The sequence below is a fragment of the Streptomyces barringtoniae genome (assembly GCF_020819595.1).
GTDB classification, from domain to species: domain Bacteria; phylum Actinomycetota; class Actinomycetes; order Streptomycetales; family Streptomycetaceae; genus Streptomyces; species Streptomyces barringtoniae.
Genome location: NZ_JAJHNP010000006.1, coordinates 420,305 through 440,227 on the forward strand (window position 1 = coordinate 420,305; position 19,923 = coordinate 440,227).

Below are 19,923 nucleotides of genomic sequence, written 5' to 3' on the forward strand. Positions count from 1 at the left end.
CTCACCGCCCGCCCCCGGCAACGGAATTACCGCCGGTCCAGCCGCAGCCGCTCCGTCCGCGGCAGCCCGGCCACGACTAGGTCGTACGAGTCCTCGATCAGCTCTTTCACCAGCCGCTCGGGCAGCCCGCCGTCCACCGTCACGGTGTTCCAGTGCCGCTTGTTCATGTGATACCCGGGGATGATCAGCCCCTCGTGCTCGGCGCGCAGCCGGATCGCGTCCTCCGGGTCGCACTTGAGGTTGACCGTCAGGGGCCGCGCGTCCAGCCGCGTCAGGGCGAACAGCTTGCCCAGCACCTTGAAGACCGAGGTGTCCGGGTTGAACGGGAAGTCCTCCTCGGCGGCGTTGAAGGACAGGCAGAAGGCGCGCAGCCGCTCGGGCGTCACTCGGGTTTCGCCTCCTCGGCGGCCGGCACGGGGACGGGCTCCACCAATACCGTGATGATCTTGTTCCGGCGTCCGGCCGCGGCCTCCGCTGTCAGCTTCAGCCGGCGCTCGTCGGGCAGCTCGACCTCGGCGGACGCGCCCGCGATGGGCACCCGGCCGAGGGCCTTGGCGAGCAGTCCTCCGACGGTCTCCACGTCCTCGTCGTCGTACTCCTCCAGGCCGTACAGCTCGCCGAGGTCGGTGATGTCCAGGCGGGCGGTGACCCGGAAGCGGTCGTCGCCGAGGTCCTCCACGGGCGGGAGCTCCCGGTCGTACTCGTCGGTGATCTCGCCGACGATCTCCTCGAGGATGTCCTCGATGGTGACGATGCCTGCGGTGCCGCCGTACTCGTCGATGACGACGGCGACGTGGTTGCGTTCCTTCTGCATCTCGCGCAGCAGGTCACCGGCGTTCTTGGTGTCCGGCACGAAGGCGGCGGGCCGCATGGCGGTCGAGACCAGGTCGCCCTCCGCCTCCCGGCTGATGTGCGTCTTGCGGACCAGGTCCTTCAGATACACGATCCCGACGATGTCGTCCTCGCTCTCGCCGGTGACCGGGATCCGGGAGAACCCGGAGCGCAGGGCGAGGGTGAGGGCCTGCCGGATGGTCTTGAAGCGCTCGATGGTGACCAGGTCGGTGCGCGGCACCATGACCTCGCGGACGAGCGTGTCGCCCAGCTCGAAGACCGAGTGCACCATGCGGCGCTCCTCGTCCTCGATCAGCGACTCCTTCTCGGCGAGGTCGACCAGCGCGCGCAGTTCGGCCTCGGAGGCGAACGGGCCGCGCCTGAAGCCCTTGCCGGGGGTGAGGGCGTTGCCGATGAGGATGAGCAGGGACGGGATCGGCCCCATGATCCGGGCCAGCGGCAGCAGCACGTACGCCGCCACGGTCGCGGTGTTCAGCGGGTGCTGGCGGCCGATGGTCCGCGGGGACACACCCACGGCGACGTACGACACCAGGACCATGACCCCGATGGCGACCAGCAGGGCCTGCCAGGTGGCGGTGAACTCCTCCAGGCAGGCGTACGTCACCAGGGCGGCGGCCGCCATCTCGCAGGCGACGCGGACCAGCAGGGCCACGTTCAGATAGCGGGTGGGGTCCGCGGCGACCTGGGCCAGCTTCGCGCTGCCGCGGCGGCCGGACTTCACGGCCTCCTCGGCGCGGAAACTGGACATCCGGGCCAGGCCCGCCTCCGCGCAGGCGGCGAGCCAGGCGACGACGACCAGCGCGATCGCGCCGATCACGATCTGCGGAGACATACGGCCCGCTTATGAGACGGTCGGCGCCGGAGACGGCCCGGTCAGCCCGCGCTCGGCCCGCCAGCCGTCCACGATGGCCGCCTGGAGCCCGAACATCTCCGCCTTCTCGTCCGGCTCCTCGTGGTCGTAGCCGAGCAGGTGCAGCACCCCGTGGACGGTGAGCAGCTGGAGCTCCTCGTCCATGGAGTGCTGCGTCGGGGCTTCGGTGCCCTGCTTGGCGGCGACCTCCGGGCACAGCACGATGTCACCGAGCAGCCCCTGCGGCGGCTCCTCGTCGTCCTTGGACGGCGGCCTGAGCTCGTCCATCGGGAACGACATGACATCGGTGGGACCCGGCAGGTCCATCCACTGGATGTGCAGCTGCTCCATGGCGTCGGCGTCCACGACGATCACCGAGAGCTCGGACAGCGGGTGGATACGCATCCGCGCGAGCGCGTAGCGGGCGATGTCGAGGATCGCCTGCTCGTCGACCTCGGTGCCGGACTCGTTGTTGACGTCGATCGACATGGTCGTGCTGGTCTACTTCCCCTTGGAGCCCTTGGCACCGGACTTGCCACGGCCGCCCTTGTGGGTGCCGTTCTCGGTGCCGTACTTGCTGTCGTATAGCTCGTACGCGTCGACGATACGGCCCACCAGCTTGTGCCGTACGACATCGTGGGACGACAGCCGGGAGAAGTGGACGTCCTCGACGCCCTCCAGGATCTCCTGCACCTGCCGCAGACCGCTCTTGGTGCCGTTCGGCAGGTCGACCTGCGTCACGTCACCGGTGATCACGATCTTCGAGTCGAAGCCGAGGCGGGTGAGGAACATCTTCATCTGTTCGGGGCTCGTGTTCTGGGCCTCGTCCAGGATGATGAAGGCGTCGTTGAGGGTCCGCCCACGCATGTAGGCGAGCGGCGCGACCTCGATCGTCCCCGCCGCCATCAGCCGCGGGATGGAGTCCGGGTCGAGCATGTCGTGCAGCGCGTCGTACAGCGGGCGCAGGTAGGGGTCGATCTTCTCGTAGAGCGTGCCCGGCAGGAACCCGAGCCGCTCCCCCGCCTCCACCGCCGGCCGGGTGAGGATGATCCGGTTGACCTGCTTGGACTGCAGGGCCTGCACCGCCTTGGCCATGGCCAGGTAGGTCTTGCCGGTACCGGCGGGCCCGATGCCGAACACGATGGTGTGCTTGTCGATCGCGTCGACGTACCGCTTCTGGTTGAGGGTCTTCGGGCGGATCGTCCGCCCCCGCGAGGACAGGATGTTCTGCGTCAGCACCTGAGCCGGGGTCTCGGGGCCGTCGCTCGTCCCGTTCTCGCTCGCCTTGAGCATGGCGATCGAGCGTTCCACTGCGTCCTCCGTCATCGGCTGCCCGGTGCGGAGCACCAGCATCATCTCGTCGAACACGCGCGAAATGAGAGCGACGTCGGCCGGGTCGCCGACCGCGCTGATCTCATTGCCCCGGACATGTATGTCGGCCGCCGGGAAGGCCTTCTCGATCACACGCAGGAGGGAGTCGCCGGAACCCAGCACGGTCACCATGGGGTGCTGGGCGGGGACGGTGAACTGCGCTCTCGCCTGCTCCTGCGCGGGGGTGGTGTGAGCTGTGGGTGTCTGTGTCATGGGCCGGCTCTGAAGGCCTGCGCTTCCTCCTCATCACGGCCGCGTAGCTGAGGGCGGCCTCGCGCTTCCAGAGTACGACGGTGCACAGACAAGCCCGTAGGGCTTTTCAGCGGGCCGCTTCCCGGCCGGCCGCTGAACGTCAGCCGGAGCGGCGGAACCCGATGGTGGGCACGGCGCGACGCAACGGCCACGGCCGGTCCAGCTCCTCCGGGACAAGCGCGTCCAGGAAGCCGTACCGGCGCAGCGCCGTCGGCTCCTGCCCCGGCACGGACTGCACGCGCCGCCACCACGCCCCGATCTCCGACCACCCCGGCGCCGACAGCGACCCCCCGAACTCCTGCACCGACAGCGCCGCCGTGAGCCCGGCGAAGGCCAGCCGGTCCGCCAGCGGCCACCCCGCCAGGGACCCCGTCACGAACCCGGCGACGAACACATCCCCCGCCCCCGTCGGATCCAGCGCCTCCACGGCGATCGCCGGTACCTCCGCCGCCTCCCCCGTCCGCCGGTCCACGGCGTACGCCCCCTCCGGCCCCAGGGTCACCACGACCACCGGCACGTGCTCGGTCAGGGCGTGGGCGGCGAGCCGCGGGCAGTCGGTGCCCGTGTACCGCTTCGCCTCCTCCGCGTTCGGCAGAAACGCCTCGCAGTGCTCCAGATCGGCGAGCCCGGCGAGATCCCACGCCCCGGTGTCGTCCCAGCCGACGTCGGCGAAGATCCGGGTCCCCCTCCGCGCGGCCTGTGCGATCCACGGCGCGGGCGTACCGGGCGTCAGCGAGGCCACGGCGGCACGCGCGCGGGGCGGGCAGGCCCGGGCCCCCTCCTGGATGAGCACGGCTTCCGGCGGCGGCTCGTGCCCGTGGGACACCATCGTCCGCTCACCCTCGTACGCCATGGACACCGTCACCGGCGAGTGCCAGCCGGGCACGGTACGGGACGCCGACAGGTCGATGCCCTCGCCCTGGGCGAGCGCGTCCCAGCAGTACTCGCCGTAGTGGTCGTCGCCGAAGGCCGCCGCCAGGGAGGTCTTCAGGCCGAGCCGGGCCAGGGCCGTGGCCATGTTGGCGACCCCGCCGGGGCTGGACCCCATGCCCCGGGCCCAGGACTCGGTGCCGCGCACGGGCGCCGAGTCCAGGCCGGTGAAGATGATGTCGAGGAAGACCGTGCCCGTCAGATAGACGTCCCAGGGCGGGTCGCCGGGCCGGCGCAGTGCGGCGAGCGGGTCGACCTGGGCCTGACAGCGCGCGGCCTGGGTGAGGTGTTCCGGTTCCTCTCCGGTGATCGTGTGCGACGGGGTCACGGTGCGCTCCCTGGCGTGGTGCGGGTCTGGCCAGTGTGCACCAATCGGCCCGTGGCACAGCGGGTTACCAGCGGGGCATCACCGGTTGCCGCCAGCCCGGTTCGGCCACCCGCATCGCGGCCGCGTCGTCGCGGTCGCGCAGCGAGCCGTCGTCCTCGGCCCAGCGCCGGTGCAGCCGGGCCAGTTCGTCCCGGTCGAGCTCGACCCCGAGGCCGGGGGCGTCGGAGACCTCGACCTTTCCGCCGCGGAAGGTGAGCCGCTCGGTGAGGACGTCCTCGGACTGCCAGGGGTAGTGGGAGTCGCACGCGTGGTGAAGGCCGGGGACGGTGGCCGCGACCTGGGTCATCGCCGCGAGGCTGATCCCCAGATGGGTGTTGGAGTGCATCGACACCCCGACCCCGAAGGCGGCGCAGATCGCGGCGAGCCGCTGGGTGTTGCGCAGCCCGCCCCAGTAGTGGTGGTCGGAGAGCACGACCTGCACGGCATCCCGTGTGAAGGCCTCCTTGATCTCGCCGAAGGTGGTCACGCACATGTTGGTGGCGAGCGGAATGCCGGTCCCGGCGGACACCTCGGCCATCGCGGGTGTACCCAGCGTCGGGTCCTCCAGGTACTCCAGGACGTCCCCGAGTTCCCTCGCCACCTTCAGCGAGGTCTCGACCGACCAGGCACCGTTGGGGTCGAGGCGCAGCGGATGCCCGGGGAAGGTCTCGGCGAGGGCCCGTACGGCGGCGATCTCCTCGTCGGGCGGGAAGACACCGCCCTTGAGCTTGAAGGACGTGAAGCCGTGCCGCTCCTTGAACTTCCGTGCCTGCTCCACGACCCCGGCCGGATCGAGCGCGGCACCCCAGTCGTCCTTCTCGCCGGCCACGCCCTCGGGATGGCCGGCCCACTTGTAGAACAGGTAGGCGCTGTACTCGACGGCGTCCCGCAGCCTGCCGCCGAGCAGTGCGTGCACGGGCAGCCCGAGCGCCTTGCCCTGGGCGTCCAGGCAGGCGACCTCGAAGGCGGACAGCACCGACAGCCGGAGCTTGTCGGCGCTCTGCACGCCGCGCAGTCCGCCGGCGTCCACCTCGCCCTGGACCCGGGACTCGTCCACACCGAGATCGATCGCGAACAGCCCGTTCACATCCATGACCGAGCGCCCGGTGAGCCGTTCGGCCAGCGGGCGGGCCAGCTCCAGGTACTTGGTGTCGCCGTAGGTCTCGCCGAGCCCGGTGGTCCCGTCGGCGGTGACGATCTCCACGATCAGCCGCGGGGTGTACGGCTGGTGCACGCCCTGGGTGTTGAGCAGCGGCGGGTCGGCGACCAGGATCGGCGTCAGCCGCACCTCGGCGATGGTCAGGTCACGGGTCACAGGGCGGCTCCTACGAGGTCGAGTCCGGCGGTGAGCAGGGCCTCGAGGTCGGCGAGGTCGGCGGGTGCGGGGTCGGTGAGCGGGGCGCGCACGGGTCCGACGCGCTGTCCGCGCAGCCGCGCCGCCGCCTTCACCAGGGACACGGCATATCCGGGGGCGCGGTCGCGCAGTTCCACGAACGGGACGTAGAAGTCGCGCAGCAGTTTGTCGGCACTCCCGCGGTCGGCGTCCCGCAGGGCAGTGAAGAACGCGCCGGCGATCTCGGGGGCGAAGGCGTGCACGGCGGAGGAGTAGGCGGGGACGCCGACGGCGGCGTAGGCGCGGGCCTGGATCTCGGCGGTGGCGGCGCCGTTGAAGAAGAGGAAGCCGTCGGGGGCGGCGAGGGTGAGGCGCTGGAGCCGGTCGAGGTCGCTGTGGCCGTCCTTGAGGCCGATGACGTTCGGGACGCGCGCGATCCGCCTCAAGGTGTCGACGGTGTAGGCGACTTGGCCGCGCTGGTAGGCGATCAGCGGCAGCCGGGTGCGTTCGGCGAGCCGCTCCAGCTGGGCGGCGAGGCCGTCCTGCGGGGCGTCGACCAGGTAGTGCGGCAGCACGAGCAGGGCGTCGGCGCCGGCCTCCTCGGCGATCCGCGCGAACCGGGCGGCCTGCGCCCAGCCGTACCCGGTCCCGGCCACGACCGGCACGCGTCCGCCGGCCTCCTCGACGGTGACGGCGACGACGGTCCGGTACTCCTCCTCGTCCAGCGAGAAGAACTCCCCGGTGCCGCAGGCCGGGAAGACGGCGCCGGGCCCGGCGGCGAGCCGGCCTGCGACATGGGCGCGGAAGCCGTCGGGATCGAGGGAGCCGTCGTCGTGGAACGCGGTGAGCGGGAAGGACAGCACCCCGCGCGCCATCCCCTCCCGAAGCCGCCGCGCCACACCCTCGGGACTCGGATCGCCGCCCACCTGACCATCTCCCCTTATGAATAGCGTCCACATATGAGAACGAGCGTAGCTCCTTCTGCCCGCGCCCACATCCAGCAAACCGAAAAGTGACGCAGATCGCACCACCCGTGCTTCTTCCGGAAACCGCGTGCTTGATACAACTTGCTCGCGGGTTCCTGTCCGTCGACGGTCGCCGCCCCTCCCCCTTCTTCGAGCCCTTCCTTCCGCCTGCCTGGGAACGCCCGTGTCCGCCCCCCGCCGCCCCCTGCCCTGGTCCCTCGTCGCCCTTTTCACGGCCGGGTATCTCGCGCCCTATCTGCTGCCGACCACCGTCGGCCGGCTCGACTCCGCGCTTCCGCTCGACCCCACGCAGGCCGGGGCCATCGGCAGTGCCCTGCTGCTGAGTTCGGCGGCGGCGGGCTTCCTGCTGGCCTCCCGGGTCGACCGCATCGGCCCCCGCAGGCTCGCCCGGCTCGGCCTCGCGCTCGCCGTCCTCGGCTACGGCGGTGCCGCCCTCACCGCCTTCGTACCGGCCGTCGTCGCGGGCGCGGTCATCGGCGGATTCGGGTCCGGCACGGTCACGGCGGTCGCCGCGAGCGGCATCGCCGCCCACCGTGACCCGCACCGGGTCACCACCCTGGGCCTGCTCGGCGTCTCCGCCCTCGCCGGTGCCCTGTACCTGACGATCCCCCACCTCGGCCCCGGCCACGGCCTGCCGCTGCTCGCCATCGCGCTGACGGCACTCGCGGTCCTCCCTCTCACCGGCCGCCTGTCCGGTCGTAACGCACCCGCCCGTACGGCCGTCGCGCACGGCCGGCTCCCCCGCCTGCGCGCCGGGCTGCTGCTGGCCGCCACCATGCCCTGCTGGTCCCTCGCCCAGAACGCCCTGTGGGGCGTCAGCGGCCGGATCGGACTCGACCAGGCCCACCTCACCGAGGTCACCGTCGGCGCGGTGTTCGCGGTCGCGCTCGGCGCCGGGCTCGTCGGGGTCGTCGGCGCGGGCGTGCTCGGACCCCGGCTGGGCCAGGCGGTACCCATCGGCGCCGGTACGGCCCTGATAGCGGGCTGTATCGCGCTCAGCGCGTCCGCGACCGACCTCACGGCCTTCGCGGCGGGCGAGATCTCCTGGAACCTGCTCTACCCGGTCGTCCTGTCGTACGTCATCGGTCTCGCCGCCTCCCTCGACCCGCGCGGCCGCTGGGCGGTCCTGGTCGGCTCGGCGGCGTCGCTCGGGACGGCGGCGGGACCGCTGACGGGGAGTGTGCTGGCGGCAGGAGCGGGCTTCCCGGTGATGGGGAAGGTGCTCGGCGCCGGGCTGCTGCTGATCGCCGTACCGATGACGGCGGTGGCGCTGCGGGGGGGCAGGCGGCTCCTGCCGGTCGTGGAAGTGCCGGTGGAGGCGCCCGCCGTACCCGCCCGGAGCGCCTACGACACCGCGTCGCCGAACTCGTACGCGTCGACCTCGGCGAGGTAGCGGGCCCGCCGCTCCTCGTCGTCCTCCAGGAAGGAGGCGAGGAAGGAGTTGCGGGCCAGCTCGCGCAGCCGGTCCTCGCTCAGGCCCAGGGTCTGGCGCACGGCCGCGAAGTTGTCGCCGGCGTACCCGCCGAAGTACGCCGGGTCGTCGGAGTTGACCGTGCACAGCAGGCCCGCGTCCAGCATGGCCGGCAGCGGGTGGTCGGCCAGCGTGTCGACCGTGCGCAGGCGGACGTTGGACAGCGGGCACAGGGTGAGCGGGATCCGCTCCCGCACCAGCCGCTCGACCAGCGCCGGGTCCTCCACGCAGCGCAGGCCGTGGTCGACGCGCTCGACGCCGAGCACGTCCAGGGCCTCGGCGATGTACTCCGGCGGCCCCTCCTCACCGGCGTGCGCGACGCGGCGCAGCCCGAGCGCGGCCGCGGCCTCGTACACCTCCCGGAACTTCGCCGGCGGATGCCCGACCTCGGCGGAGTCCAGGCCGACGCCGGTGATCCGGTCGAGGTGCGGCTCGGCCATCTCCAGGGTCCGCAGGGCCGACTCGGCGGACAGGTCGCGCAGGAAGCACATGATGAGCCTGGTGGAGACGCCGTGGTTCTCCTCGGAGCGGCCCAGCGCCCGCCACAGCCCCTCCACGATCGTGACCATGGCTACGCCCCGCGCGAGGTGGGCCTGCGGGTCGAAGAAGATCTCCGCGTGCCGCACCCCCTGCGCGGCGGCACGGGCCAGGTAGGCGTTCGCCAGGTCGGCGAAGTCCTGCTCGGTCCGCAGGACGGCCATCAGCTCGTAGTACAGGTTCAGGAAGGACTGGAGGTCCTCGAACTGGTAGGCCTTGCGGAGCGCGTCCGTGTCGGCGTACGGCAGCTCGACGCCGTTGCGGGCGGCCAGCCGGAACGCCAGCTCCGGCTCCAGGGTGCCTTCGATGTGGAGGTGCAGTTCTGCTTTCGGGAGGGGCATCAAAGCATCGTACGGATCTACTGTCGCCGTTTCGGAACCGCCACCCGCAGCAGGTCGTGCGCCACGGTCAGCTCGCCCTCGAAGCCGGCCGCCCGCGCCTGCCGCTCGAACTCCTCGGGTTCGGTGTAGCGCTGGCTGAAGTGGGTGAGGACGAGGTGCCGTGCGCCCGCGTCCCGGGCGACGGCGGCGGCCTGCCCGGCGGTCAGGTGGCCGTGCTCCACGGCCAGTTCGATGTCCTCGTCCAGGAAGGTCGACTCGATGACGAGCAGATCGCAGCCCTCCGCGAGCGCGTGCACGCCGTCGCACAGCCGGGTGTCCATGACGAACGCGAACCGCTGCCCGCGCCGCACCTCGCTGACGTCGTCCAGCGCGACGTCCCCCAGCCGGCCCTCGCGCTGCAGCCGGCCGACGTCCGGGCCCTTGATCCCGTGCGCCGCGAGCCGGTCGGGCAGCATGCGGCGGCCGTCGGGTTCGATCAGCCGGTAGCCGTAGGACTCGACCGGATGCGACAGCCTGCGGGCCTCCAGCGTGTACGACGGGGTCACCGCGAGGATGCCGTCGGCGGCGACCGGCGCCTCGGTGATGCCGACCGTCTCGCGGTAGGCCGTGGCGTACCGGAGGCGGTCGAAGAAGCGCTGCCCGGAGTGCGGGTAGTACGCGGTGACCTGGTGCGGCACCTGGTCGAGGTTGATCCGCTGGATGACACCGGCGAGGCCGAGGGAGTGGTCGCCGTGGAAGTGGGTGACGCAGATGCGGTTCAGGTCGTGGGCGGCGACCCCGGCGCGCACCATCTGCCGCTGGGTGCCCTCGCCGGGGTCGAACAGGATGCCCTCGCCGTCCCACCTCAGCAGATAGCCGTTGTGGTTGCGGTGCCGGGTCGGCACCTGGCTGGCGGTGCCGAGGATCACCAGTTCACGTACGGACACGGCCGGTCATCCGGGGGGCCACTGCAGGCCACGGCCGCCGAGGACGTGCGCGTGGGCGTGCCAGACGGTCTGGCCGGCGCCGGAGCCGGTGTTGAAGACGATGCGGTAGCTGTCGAGCTTCTCCTCGTCGGCCACGGCCTGGGTCTCGGCGAGGACGTCGGCGGCGAGCTGTGGCGCTTCGGCGCCGAGCACGGCGGCGTCCTTGTAGTGGGCCTTGGGGATCACCAGGATGTGGGTGGGGGCCTGCGGGTTTATGTCCCGGAAGGCGACGGTGGTGTCTGTCTCGCGGACGATCGTCGCCGGGATCGTACCCGCGACGATCTTGCAGAACAGGCAGTCGTCCTGCGGTTCGCCGGCCATGCGTGTGCCTCCTCACGCTGGTGATCAATACCGGTGCATCGTAGTCGTATCAGGTGGGCATCCCGGGCGGAGCCTTCGCGGGCCGTTCCTCCAGTGCCTCTAGCGCGAGCCTCACCGCCTCGTCCAGCTGGGTGTCCCTGCCCGCCGCCCAGTCCTGGGGGCGCTGGACGACCTCCACATCGGGGTCCACCCCGTGGTTCTCCACGTCCCAGCCCACCCCCTCCAGCCACATCGCGTACTTCGGCTGGGTGACCAGGGTGCCGTCGACCAGGTGGTAACGGCTGTCGATGCCGATGACGCCGCCCCAGGTGCGGGTGCCGACGACCGGGCCGATACCGAGGGCCTTGATCGCCGCGTTGACGATGTCGCCGTCGGAGCCGGAGAACTCGTTGGCGACGGCGACGACCGGGCCGCGCGGGGCGTCGAGGGGGTAGCTGGTGGGCCGCATGCCGCGCGGGAGGTCCCAGCCGATGATGCGGCGGGCCAGCTTCTCCACGACCAGTTGGGAGGTGTGGCCGCCGCGGTTCTCGCGGACGTCGACCACGAGCCCTTCGCGGGCCACCTCCACGCGCAGGTCCCGGTGGATCTGTGCCCAGCCGGGGGCCTGCATGTCGGGGACGTGCAGGTAGCCGAGCCGGCCGTCGGAGGCGGCGTGGACGTGGGCGCGGCGGTCGGCGACCCAGGCGTGGTAGCGCAGGGGTTCCTCGTCGGCGATCGGGATGACGACCGTGTGCCGGGGTTCGCCGCCGCCCGCAGGGGAGACCGTCAGCTCCACCGGGTGGCCCGCCGTGCCGACGAGCAGCGGACCCGGTCCCGTCACCGGGTCGACCGAGTGGCCGGCGACGGCGATGATCGCGTCGCCGGGGCGGACGGCCACGCCGGGTGCGGCGAGCGGGGAACGTGCGTCCGGGTCGGAGGTCTCCGAGGGCAGGATGCGGTCGATGCGCCAACTGCCGTCCGGGTGACGGGAGATGTCGGCGCCGAGCAGACCGTGCCGGGGGCCGCCGCCACGGCCGCCGGAGGGCAGGACGTAGGCGTGCGAGGTGCCGAGTTCGCCGTGCAGCTCCCACAGGAGGTCGACGAGGTCGCTGTGGGTGGCGAGGCGGGACAGGAGCGGGCGGTAGCGGGCGAGGACGCCGGTCCAGTCGACGCCGCCGAGGTCGGGGCGCCAGAAGTGGTCGCGCATCAGGCGGCCGGTCTCGTCGTACATCTGGCGCCACTCGGCGGCCGGGTCGAGGGTCTGCCGGATGCGGGCGAGGTCCACGCTGACGCTGGTGTCGCCGTCGTCGTCGGTGCCGGTGCGGCGGTCGCTGGGGACGACCCGGAGCCGGTCGTCGCTCCACAGCAGCACGCGTTTGCCGTCGCCGCTGACCTCGAAGTGGTCGGCGTCGGAGGCCAGGTGTTCCAGACGCCGCTGGGCGAGGTCGTAGCGCTCCAGCTCGGTGTGCGGACCGGGGTCCCCGGGGTGGGCGCGGGCGGTGCCGAGGACGCCGTGCACGGGGTGGCGCAGCCAGAGCACGCCGTCCTTGGCGGCGCGCAGGGTGGAGTAGCGGCCGGCCTCGACCGGGAAGGGGACGATCCGGTCGGCGAGGCCTTCGAGGTCGATACGGGTGGCGGGGGTGCCCTCGCTCTCAGGGGTCTCGTCCTTGTCCGGGGTCTCGAAGGCGCGGCCGTGGCGCTGCGGGCCGAAGGGCGAGGGTGTGGTGGCGGCGAGGGTGATCAGGTGCGGGCGGGCGCCGACCACGAAGGCGAGGTCGAAGACGTGCTCGTCGTAGACGGGGTCGAAGGCGCGGTTGGACAGGAAGGCGAGGTGTTTGCCGTCGAGGGTGAAGGCGGGGGCGTAGTCCTGGAAGCGGAGCGGGGTCGCCTCGGTGACCGACAGGTCGGTGGTGTGGGCGATGCGCAGCTGGGAGAGCGGGCGCGGGCCGGGGTGGGCCCAGGCGAGCCAGGCCGAGTCGGGTGAGAAGGCGAGGCCGGAGACCTCGCCGTCGTCGCTGCTGTCGACCTCGCGGATCTCTCCGGTCTCGCGTTCGACGAGCAGCAGCCGTCCGTCGTGCGCGGCCACGGCGGCCCGGCTGCCGTCGGGGGCCATGGCCAGCTCCAGCACCCGGCCGAGCTGTCCGGCGGCCAGCCGGCGGGGCGGGGCGCCCGGTACCGTCCCGGTCGCGGGGGCGAACTCCAGGGCGTCGTCGCCCTCCGCGTCCGTCACCCACACCACCCACTCCTCGCCCTCGGCGCGGAAGGCGCGCGGCATCCGGGCGCGGACCCCGGGGGTGGCGGCGAGGGCACGGGCGGGCCCGGAGCGGTGGGTGACCCAGTGGATCCCGCCGCGCACGCAGACGGCGCTGCCGCGCGCGGTGTGGTCCGGGGCCGCCTCGCCGAACCAGCGGGCGGCGTCCACCGGACGGGCGCGCAGGTCGATCCGGGGGCCGCCGAGGCGCACGTCCAGCCGGCGCGGCTCGGCGCCCTCCAGGTCGTCCAGCAGCCACAGTTCACCGGCCGAGCTGTAGACGACACGGCTGCCGTCGCCGGAGGCGTGCCGGGCGTAGAAGCCGTCGAGCACGGTGTGGCGGCGCAGGTCGGAGCCGTCGGCGAGGGAGGAGTAGAGGGCGCCGGTGCCCTCGTGGTCGGAGAGAAAGGCGATGCGGTCCCCGGCCCACACCGGACGCTCGATGTTGCCGTCGACGTCCTCGTGCAGCCGGACGAACTCGCCGTTCCCCTCCCGGTCGATCCACAGCTTGCCCGCCGTGCCGCCCCGGTAGCGCTTCCAGTGGGCGGCCTCGCGGCCCATCGGCGCGGACAGCAGCACGGTGGCGGGGCCGAAGGCCACATCGCCGACCGGGCCGTACGGGAGGGTCTCGGCGGGTCCGCCGTCCAGCGGGACGGCGTACGCCCAGCTGTGGCGGAAGCTGTGCCGGCCGTGGGCGCCGAGCGCGAGCACCCGCCCGTCGGCGGTCCAGCCGAGCACCTCGGTACGGCGGTTGCCCCAGTGGGTCAGCCGGTCGGCGGGGCCGCCGTCGACGGGGGCGACATGCACCTCGGGCGCGCCGTCACGGGTGGAGGTCCAGGCCAGGTGCCGTCCGTCCGGCGATATCCGGGGCGAGGTCACCGGCATGTTGTCGGCGCTGACCCGCCAGGCCCGGCCGCCGTCGAGAGGCGCGAGCCATACGTCGTCCTCGGCGACGAAGGTCACCAGATCGCCATGCAGATGGGGGAATCGGAGATAGGCGGCACCCTGAGTCACCCCGTCACTGTACGCAGCGACGGGTGCATCCCGCCCGGTGTTCGGATCACTTCCCCTCGACGGGCCAACAGGTGGGATCGCCCTTGCACCACAGGGTCCTCGTGACGGTGACGGTCACGGTCGGCCTGCCGCCTCCCGGCTGACGGGTGGGCGGCCTGTACGTCGGTCCGTGCGTGGCGCCGCAGTCCCCGAGCCCGCTGACGCGGAACACCTGTCTGCCCCCGACCCTGGCGGTCAGATCGCCGCGCACACAGGCGCCGTCGACGGCCTTGGTCACCTTCCCGGTGACGGTGATCTTCCGCCCGTCCTTGGTCTCGCCCCGGCAGTCGACGGAGACGACGGTGGTCGCGCTCGCCGAGGGCGCCTTCGCGGCCGGCCCGCCTCCCTCGCCGTAGTCGCCGGTACAGGTGAGCCAACTGACGTCGACATGCTGGTGCTTGAGCCTGGCCGTCGCGGTGGTGCCGGTGGTGTAGGCGACGGACGCGGTGCTGAGAGCATCTGGCTGACAGGCCACAACGGCCGCACCGGTCCCCACGGCCAGCCCGGCGACAGCCAGGCCCCGCATCCCGCGTCGCTTCCCTCGCAAAACCCCCATGCAGCGCAGAGTGCCACCGGCGGCGGCGACACGAAAGGTGACATACGGCCACTCACAGCGCCCCGAAGGGGCGCGGGGCTGTCTCTTCCGGTCGCGCCCTCGGCCGAGCCGGCGGAGCTACCCGCGCAGCAGCAGCCACTGCTGGAGTTCGACCAGGTTGCCCTCCGGGTCCTTGAGGTGGGCGACTCGCATGCGCTCTGTCATGGGGGCCGGGCCGTGGAGGACGATGGCGCCGCGGGAGGCGATCTCGGCGCAGTAGGCGTCCAGGTCGTCCACGCGCAGCACCACCAGCGAACGGTGACCGGTGGCCGTCTCTCCCAGCTCCTGAAGCACCTCGGCCATCATCGCCCGGTCCTGCAGCGCGATACCGGCCGAGCCGGCGTGCGGGCTGAACTTCTCGTACGGCCCTTCCGTCGCCCCGGACTGCGGCTTGAGGCCGAGGACGTCGGCGTAGAAGCGGTAGCAGGCGGCGAAGTCGGTGACCAGGAGCCGTACTTGGGCGAGTTCCACGGTGTCCCCCAGGTGTCAGGACCAGCGTCCGGTGCGGCCCAGCAGCAGGGCCACGGCGGCGGTGCCGGCGGTCGATGTTCGCAGCACGGTAGGACCGAGGACGTACGCCTTCGCACCCGCCTCCTCGAAGAGCGCCAACTCGTCGCGCGCGACGCCGCCTTCGGGGCCGACGACCAGCACGATCTCGCCCTCGGTGGGCAGTTCGGCGGTGGCCAGCGGCCGGCTCTCGTGCTCGAAGTCGGAGTGGAGCACGGCGGCGAAGTCGGCTTTGGCGAGAAGTGCGGCAACCTGCTTGGTGGTCGCCGCGTCCGCGACCTCCGGGAAGCGCAGCCGGCGGGACTGCTTGCCGGCCTCGCGCGCGGTGGCCCGCCACTTGGCGAGCGCCTTGTGACCCCGCTCGCCCTTCCACTGGGTGATGCAGCGGGCGGCCTGCCAGGGCACGATCGCGTCGACGCCGGTCTCCGTCATCGTCTCCACGGCGAGTTCGCCCCGGTCGCCCTTGGGCAGCGCCTGTACGACGGTGATACGGGGGCTGGGCTCGGGCTCCACCGGGAATTCGTGAGGCTCCACCACCAAGTGGTCCTTGCCCGACACACCGACGATCACCCCGGCCGCGCCCCGGCCCTTGCCGTCGGTCAGCACCACCTGCTCACCGGGCTGCAGCCGCCGTACGGAGACCGCGTGCCGCCCCTCGGGGCCCGTGACGTCGACGACCGAGCCGGGACCCACGCCCTCCAGCGAGTCCACGACGAACACCGGCGCGGTCATCGCAGGCCCCCCTTGGCCGACAACGCTGTCCGGGCGGCGTCGAGTTCGGCGGCCAGCACCGCCACGAGCTCCCCGGCGGGCAGCTCCCGGGCCAGCCGATGCCCCTGCCCGGCCCACAGCGCCATGCCCTGCGCGTCCCCGGCCTTGGCGGCGGCCTTGCGCAGCGGCGAGGTGAGGTGGTGGATCTCCGGGTAGGCGGCGGGGGCGTACGGGCCGTGCTCGCGCAGGAAACGGTTGACCAGGCCGCGCGCGGGGCGGCCGGAGAACGCGCGGGTCAGCTCCGTGCGCGCGAACAGGGGGTTGGTCAGCGCCTGCTTGTGCACGGCCTGGGCGCCGGACTCGGGGGTGGCGAGGAAGGCGGTGCCGAGCTGGGCCGCGCTCGCACCGGCCGCGAGGACGGCGGCGATCTGGCTGCCGCGCATGATGCCGCCCGCGGCGACGACCGGGATGCTCACGGCCTCACGGATCTGCGCGACCAGCGACAGCAGTCCGATGCCGGCGCCGTCGTTCTCGGGGAGGTCCCGGTGGGTGCCCTGGTGGCCGCCCGCCTCCACGCCCTGCGCGATCACCGCGTCCGCCCCGGCCCGCTCGACGGCGCGGGCCTCCTCCGCGGTGGTGGCGGTGACCAGAGTGAAGGTTCCGGCACGGCGGAAGGAGTCGAGGACGTCCCGGCTCGGCACGCCGAAGTGGAAGGAGACCACGGGCACCGGGTTGTCGAGGAGTACGGCGAGCTTGGCGTCGTAGCCGTCGTCCCGGCCGCTGTCCGGGTCACCCAGCTCGGTCTCGTACCAGGCGGCCTCGCCGGCGAGCTGGTGGGCGTAGACCTCGACGGCGCCGGACTCGGCATACTCGGGCTGGGGCATGAACACGTTCACGCCGAAGGGGCGGCCGGTGAGCCCCCGCAACTGCTTGATCTCCTGGTACATGCCGTCGGCGGTCTTGTACCCGGCGGCGAGGAACCCGAGACCACCGGCCTCGGAGACGGCGGCGACGAGCTGCGGGAGGGAGACACCGCCCGCCATGGGCGCCTGCACGATCGGGTGGGGGAAGAGATCGGTCAGCGGGGAGGACATGACCGCATGTTGTCACGTCCTCCGTACAAGTCCGAATCCGGGCTTCCCCCGGCATAGGCCGGGGGCAACCCCACGATCAACAGCGTTCTCAGCGCCCGTTGAAGGCGTCCTTCAACCGCGAGAACAGCCCCTGCTGCCCGGGCTGGAACTGCCCCTGCGGACGCTCCTCGCCGCGCAGCTTGGCCAGCTCGCGCAGCAGCCGCTCCTGCTCCGGGTCCAGCTTGGTCGGGGTCTGCACCTCGACGTGCACGATCAGGTCACCCCGGCCGCCGCCGCGCAGATGCGTGACACCGCGGTTGTGCAGCGGGATCGACTGGCCGGACTGGGTGCCGGGCCGGATGTCGACCTCCTCCATGCCGTCCAGGGTCTCCAGCGGCACCTTGGTGCCGAGGGAGGCCGCGGTCATCGGGATCGTCACCGTGCAGTGCAGGTCGTCACCGCGGCGCTGGAAGGTCCGGTGCGGCAGCTCGTGGATCTCGACGTAGAGGTCACCGGCCGGACCGCCGCCCGGCCCGACCTCGCCCTCACCGGCGAGCTGGATCCGCGTGCCGTTGTCGACACCGGCCGGGATCTTCACGGTCAGGGTCCGCCGCGAGCGGACCCGGCCGTCACCGGCGCACTCCGGGCACGGGGTCGGCACGACGGTGCCGAAGCCCTGGCACTGGGGGCACGGCCGGGAGGTCATGACCTGGCCCAGGAAGGACCGGGTGACCTGCGAGACCTCACCGCGGCCCCGGCACATGTCACACGTCTGGGCCGTCGTACCGGGCGCCGCGCCCTCACCGTTGCAGGTGTTGCAGACGACCGCGGTGTCGACCTGGATGTCCTTGGTGGTCCCGAAGGCCGCCTCGTCCAGCTCGACCTCGATGCGGATCATCGCGTCCTGGCCGCGCCGGGTGCGCGAGCGCGGCCCGCGCTGCGACGCCGTACCGAAGAACGCGTCCATGATGTCGGAGAAGTTGCCGAAGCCACCGGCCCCGAAGCCGCCCGGGCCCGCGCCGCCGCTCTGCGAGAGCGGGTCGCCGCCGAGGTCGTAGACCTGCTTCTTCTGCGGGTCCGACAGCACCTCGTAAGCGGCGTTGATCTCCTTGAACCGCTCCTGGGTCTTCGGATCGGGGTTGACGTCCGGGTGCAGCTCGCGCGCGAGCCGGCGGAACGCCTTCTTGATCTCATCCTGCGAAGCGTCGCGGCGCACGCCGAGAACGGCGTAGTAGTCCGTGGCCACTTACGACTCCGCCAGGATCTGTCCGACGTACCGTGCCACTGCGCGTACCGCTCCCATCGTTCCCGGATAGTCCATGCGGGTCGGTCCGACCACGCCGAGCTTGGCAACCGCCTCGCCGCCCGAACCGTAGCCGACCGACACCACGGAGGTGGAGTTGAGTCCCTCGTGGGCGTTCTCGTGCCCGATACGCACCGTCACGCCCGGTTCCTTGGCCTCGCCCAGCAGCTTGAGGAGCACGACCTGCTCCTCGAGTGCTTCGAGCACCGGCCGGATGGTGAAGGGAAAGTCATGCCCGAAGCGGGTGAGATTGGCGGTCCCGCCGATCATCAGCCGCTCCTCGTTCTCCTCGACGAGTGTCTCCAGAAGAGTGGAGAGCACCGTCGAGACCGTACCGCGGTCCTCGTGCTCGAAGGCCTCCGGCAGGTCCTCGACCAGCGTCGGCACGTCCGTGAACCGGCGGCCCGCGACCCGGCTGTTCAGCCGAGCGCGCAGATCGGCGAGGGAACTCTCGCCGAAGGGCGCCGGGCAGTCGACCATCCGCTGCTCGACCCGGCCGGTGTCCGTGATCAGCACGAGCATCACGCGCGCGGGGGCGAGCGAGAGCAGCTCCACGTGCCGCACGGTGGACCGGGTCAGGGACGGGTACTGCACGACGGCGACCTGCCGGGTGAGCTGCGCGAGCAGCCGTACCGTACGGGCCACGACGTCGTCGAGGTCGACGGCGCCCTCCAGGAAGTTCTGGATCGCCCGCCGCTCGGGCGCGGTCATCGGCTTGACGCCCGCCAGCTTGTCCACGAACAGCCGGTAGCCCTTGTCCGTGGGGATGCGCCCCGCGCTGGTGTGCGGCTGCGCGATGTACCCCTCGTCCTCCAGGGCCGCCATGTCGTTACGGACCGTCGCCGGGGACACGCCGAGGTTGTGCCGCTCGGTCAGGGCCTTCGACCCGACCGGCTCCTCGGTGCCGACGTAGTCCTGGACGATGGCGCGCAGCACCTGCAGCCTGCGTTCACTCAGCATCCGCGCGCACCTCCAGCACGTCGTCCCCTCGGTTCCCATCGGTCCTGCGGTTCGTCCGCCTGGCACTCTTCGCATGCGAGTGCCAGCGTTCCCCGGCCCAGTGTACGGCTGTCGGGTACACCGAGGGCAAGGTCGGTGCGGTCCCGGCGGCTTATGCGGCTAGCGTCGCGGTATGACGGTGACTTGGGAAGAGCTGGGGTGGGAGCGGCTGGCCGCGGGGGTCGGCCGGTGCCGGCTGCCCGGCTGGGACTGCACGGCCGGACTGGTCCTCGGAGAGGGTACGGCGCTGGTGGTGGACGCCGGCTCGAGCCTGGCCGAAGGCGCGCGGCTGCGGTCTCAGGCCGAGCGACTGGCCGACGGCGGTGTGACCCATCTCGCGCTCACCCACCCGCACTTCGATCATGTCCTCGGGGCGGCGGCGATGGCGGGCGCGGATGTGTACGGGGCGGTGGGCCTGGACGCGGTCTTCGCGTACGAGCGGGAGGAGCTGCGCCTGGACGCGGTCAGAAACGGGTTGCCGGTCGCAGACGCCGACGAGGCGGTGGACACGCTGGCCCCGCCCCGGCATCTGGTCTCCGGCGAGTGGACGCTGGACCTCGGGGGCGGCCGGCAGGCCTTGCTGGCGAACGTGGGTCCCGGCCACACCGCGCACGATCTGGCCGTGCTGGTCCCGGGGGATCCGGAGGTGGTCTTCTGCGGCGACCTGGTCGAGGAGTCCGGCGAGCCCCAGGCGGGCCCGGACGCGGTCCCGTCCCGCTGGCCGGACGCGCTCGACCGGCTGCTCGCGCTGGGCGGCGAGGACGCGGCGTACGTGCCCGGTCACGGAGCGGTGGTGGACGCGGCGTTCGTACGACGGCAACGCGACGAGCTGGCCAGGCGTTTCGGCGTGTCGTGAGCGCGGCCGTACGGCTTCTC

General features: G+C 72.3%; 19 protein-coding genes. 2 read left to right on the top strand and 17 right to left on the bottom strand.

Annotated features, from left to right (window positions below; genetic code table 11):
• Positions 1–26: 26 nt before the first annotated feature.
• The 7 genes from LMU33_RS13515 to LMU33_RS13545 all read right to left on the bottom strand — a co-directional run bounded on the left by LMU33_RS13515 (position 27) and on the right by LMU33_RS13545 (position 6,830).
• Positions 27–386, bottom strand: a complete 360-nt coding sequence (locus LMU33_RS13515) for an MmcQ/YjbR family DNA-binding protein (protein WP_228620395.1) — start codon at positions 384–386, stop codon at positions 27–29.
• Positions 383–1,684, bottom strand: a complete 1,302-nt coding sequence (locus tag LMU33_RS13520; RefSeq protein ID WP_228620397.1) for a hemolysin family protein — start codon at positions 1,682–1,684, stop codon at positions 383–385. The genes LMU33_RS13515 and LMU33_RS13520 overlap by 4 nt, the downstream gene beginning before the upstream one ends.
• 9 nt (positions 1,685–1,693) lie before the next feature.
• Positions 1,694–2,191, bottom strand: coding sequence for an rRNA maturation RNase YbeY (ybeY, locus tag LMU33_RS13525; protein ID WP_228620399.1), 498 nt, complete (start codon positions 2,189–2,191; stop codon positions 1,694–1,696).
• Between the two features lie 12 nt (positions 2,192–2,203).
• On the bottom strand, positions 2,204–3,286 hold the full coding sequence (locus LMU33_RS13530; RefSeq protein WP_228620400.1) for a PhoH family protein: 1,083 nt from the start codon (positions 3,284–3,286) through the stop codon (positions 2,204–2,206).
• A 139-nt stretch (positions 3,287–3,425) separates the two neighbouring features.
• On the bottom strand, positions 3,426–4,583 hold the full coding sequence (locus tag LMU33_RS13535; RefSeq protein ID WP_372477949.1) for a carbohydrate kinase family protein: 1,158 nt from the start codon (positions 4,581–4,583) through the stop codon (positions 3,426–3,428).
• A gap of 64 nt (positions 4,584–4,647) precedes the next feature.
• Positions 4,648–5,937, bottom strand: a complete 1,290-nt coding sequence (locus tag LMU33_RS13540) for a glucarate dehydratase family protein (RefSeq protein ID WP_228620401.1) — start codon at positions 5,935–5,937, stop codon at positions 4,648–4,650.
• Positions 5,934–6,830, bottom strand: coding sequence for a 5-dehydro-4-deoxyglucarate dehydratase (locus LMU33_RS13545; protein WP_249813686.1), 897 nt, complete (start codon positions 6,828–6,830; stop codon positions 5,934–5,936). Before LMU33_RS13545 ends, LMU33_RS13540 begins: the two co-directional genes overlap by 4 nt.
• A 274-nt stretch (positions 6,831–7,104) precedes the next feature.
• Here LMU33_RS13545 and LMU33_RS13550 point away from each other — a divergent pair, with 274 nt between their 5' ends.
• Positions 7,105–8,334 (top strand): MFS transporter, encoded by a 1,230-nt coding sequence (locus LMU33_RS13550; protein ID WP_228620404.1) that lies wholly within the window; start codon positions 7,105–7,107, stop codon positions 8,332–8,334.
• On the opposite strand, the gene LMU33_RS13555 is transcribed toward LMU33_RS13550, so the two are convergent.
• From LMU33_RS13555 to hrcA, 10 genes are all read right to left on the bottom strand, one after another.
• On the bottom strand, positions 8,286–9,290 hold the full coding sequence (locus tag LMU33_RS13555) for an adenosine deaminase (RefSeq protein ID WP_228620406.1): 1,005 nt from the start codon (positions 9,288–9,290) through the stop codon (positions 8,286–8,288). The genes LMU33_RS13550 and LMU33_RS13555 overlap by 49 nt on opposite strands.
• A gap of 17 nt (positions 9,291–9,307) precedes the next feature.
• On the bottom strand, positions 9,308–10,216 hold the full coding sequence (locus tag LMU33_RS13560; RefSeq protein ID WP_228620408.1) for a ribonuclease Z: 909 nt from the start codon (positions 10,214–10,216) through the stop codon (positions 9,308–9,310).
• A 6-nt stretch (positions 10,217–10,222) separates the two neighbouring features.
• On the bottom strand, positions 10,223–10,576 hold the full coding sequence (locus tag LMU33_RS13565; RefSeq protein ID WP_228620410.1) for a histidine triad nucleotide-binding protein: 354 nt from the start codon (positions 10,574–10,576) through the stop codon (positions 10,223–10,225).
• Between the two features lie 49 nt (positions 10,577–10,625).
• Positions 10,626–13,820: a S41 family peptidase gene (locus LMU33_RS13570; protein ID WP_228620412.1), complete on the bottom strand. Its 3,195-nt coding sequence runs from the start codon at positions 13,818–13,820 to the stop codon at positions 10,626–10,628.
• A 46-nt stretch (positions 13,821–13,866) separates the two neighbouring features.
• Positions 13,867–14,385 carry a hypothetical protein gene (locus LMU33_RS13575; protein ID WP_228620414.1) on the bottom strand — a complete coding sequence of 173 codons (519 nt, stop codon included), beginning with the start codon at positions 14,383–14,385 and terminating at the stop codon, positions 13,867–13,869.
• A 147-nt stretch (positions 14,386–14,532) separates the two neighbouring features.
• Positions 14,533–14,925 (bottom strand): VOC family protein, encoded by a 393-nt coding sequence (locus LMU33_RS13580; protein ID WP_228620416.1) that lies wholly within the window; start codon positions 14,923–14,925, stop codon positions 14,533–14,535.
• 15 nt (positions 14,926–14,940) lie between these two features.
• Positions 14,941–15,693 (bottom strand): 16S rRNA (uracil(1498)-N(3))-methyltransferase, encoded by a 753-nt coding sequence (locus LMU33_RS13585; RefSeq protein WP_228620417.1) that lies wholly within the window; start codon positions 15,691–15,693, stop codon positions 14,941–14,943.
• Positions 15,690–16,766 (bottom strand): nitronate monooxygenase, encoded by a 1,077-nt coding sequence (locus LMU33_RS13590; protein WP_228620419.1) that lies wholly within the window; start codon positions 16,764–16,766, stop codon positions 15,690–15,692. The genes LMU33_RS13585 and LMU33_RS13590 overlap by 4 nt, the downstream gene beginning before the upstream one ends.
• A gap of 88 nt (positions 16,767–16,854) precedes the next feature.
• Positions 16,855–17,991 carry a molecular chaperone DnaJ gene (dnaJ, locus tag LMU33_RS13595; protein ID WP_228620421.1) on the bottom strand — a complete coding sequence of 379 codons (1,137 nt, stop codon included), beginning with the start codon at positions 17,989–17,991 and terminating at the stop codon, positions 16,855–16,857.
• Positions 17,992–19,008, bottom strand: coding sequence for a heat-inducible transcriptional repressor HrcA (hrcA, locus tag LMU33_RS13600; RefSeq protein WP_228620423.1), 1,017 nt, complete (start codon positions 19,006–19,008; stop codon positions 17,992–17,994). It lies immediately after the preceding gene.
• 172 nt (positions 19,009–19,180) lie between these two features.
• On the opposite strand from hrcA, the gene LMU33_RS13605 reads away from it, so the two are divergent.
• Positions 19,181–19,903 carry an MBL fold metallo-hydrolase gene (locus tag LMU33_RS13605; RefSeq protein ID WP_228620425.1) on the top strand — a complete coding sequence of 241 codons (723 nt, stop codon included), beginning with the start codon at positions 19,181–19,183 and terminating at the stop codon, positions 19,901–19,903.
• The last annotated feature ends 20 nt before the right edge of the window (positions 19,904–19,923 follow it).

Coding starts and splice junctions, on each gene's coding strand:
- LMU33_RS13590 (WP_228620419.1), bottom strand. CDS start 16,766: ATGTCCTCCCCGCTGACCGATCTCTTCCCCCACCCGATCGTGCAGGCG.
- ybeY (WP_228620399.1), bottom strand. CDS start 2,191: ATGTCGATCGACGTCAACAACGAGTCCGGCACCGAGGTCGACGAGCAG.
- LMU33_RS13520 (WP_228620397.1), bottom strand. CDS start 1,684: ATGTCTCCGCAGATCGTGATCGGCGCGATCGCGCTGGTCGTCGTCGCC.
- LMU33_RS13530 (WP_228620400.1), bottom strand. CDS start 3,286: ATGACACAGACACCCACAGCTCACACCACCCCCGCGCAGGAGCAGGCG.
- hrcA (WP_228620423.1), bottom strand. CDS start 19,008: ATGCTGAGTGAACGCAGGCTGCAGGTGCTGCGCGCCATCGTCCAGGAC.
- LMU33_RS13545 (WP_249813686.1), bottom strand. CDS start 6,830: ATGGCGCGCGGGGTGCTGTCCTTCCCGCTCACCGCGTTCCACGACGAC.
- LMU33_RS13605 (WP_228620425.1), top strand. CDS start 19,181: ATGACGGTGACTTGGGAAGAGCTGGGGTGGGAGCGGCTGGCCGCGGGG.
- LMU33_RS13565 (WP_228620410.1), bottom strand. CDS start 10,576: ATGGCCGGCGAACCGCAGGACGACTGCCTGTTCTGCAAGATCGTCGCG.
- LMU33_RS13575 (WP_228620414.1), bottom strand. CDS start 14,385: ATGCGGGGCCTGGCTGTCGCCGGGCTGGCCGTGGGGACCGGTGCGGCC.
- LMU33_RS13555 (WP_228620406.1), bottom strand. CDS start 9,290: ATGCCCCTCCCGAAAGCAGAACTGCACCTCCACATCGAAGGCACCCTG.
- LMU33_RS13585 (WP_228620417.1), bottom strand. CDS start 15,693: ATGACCGCGCCGGTGTTCGTCGTGGACTCGCTGGAGGGCGTGGGTCCC.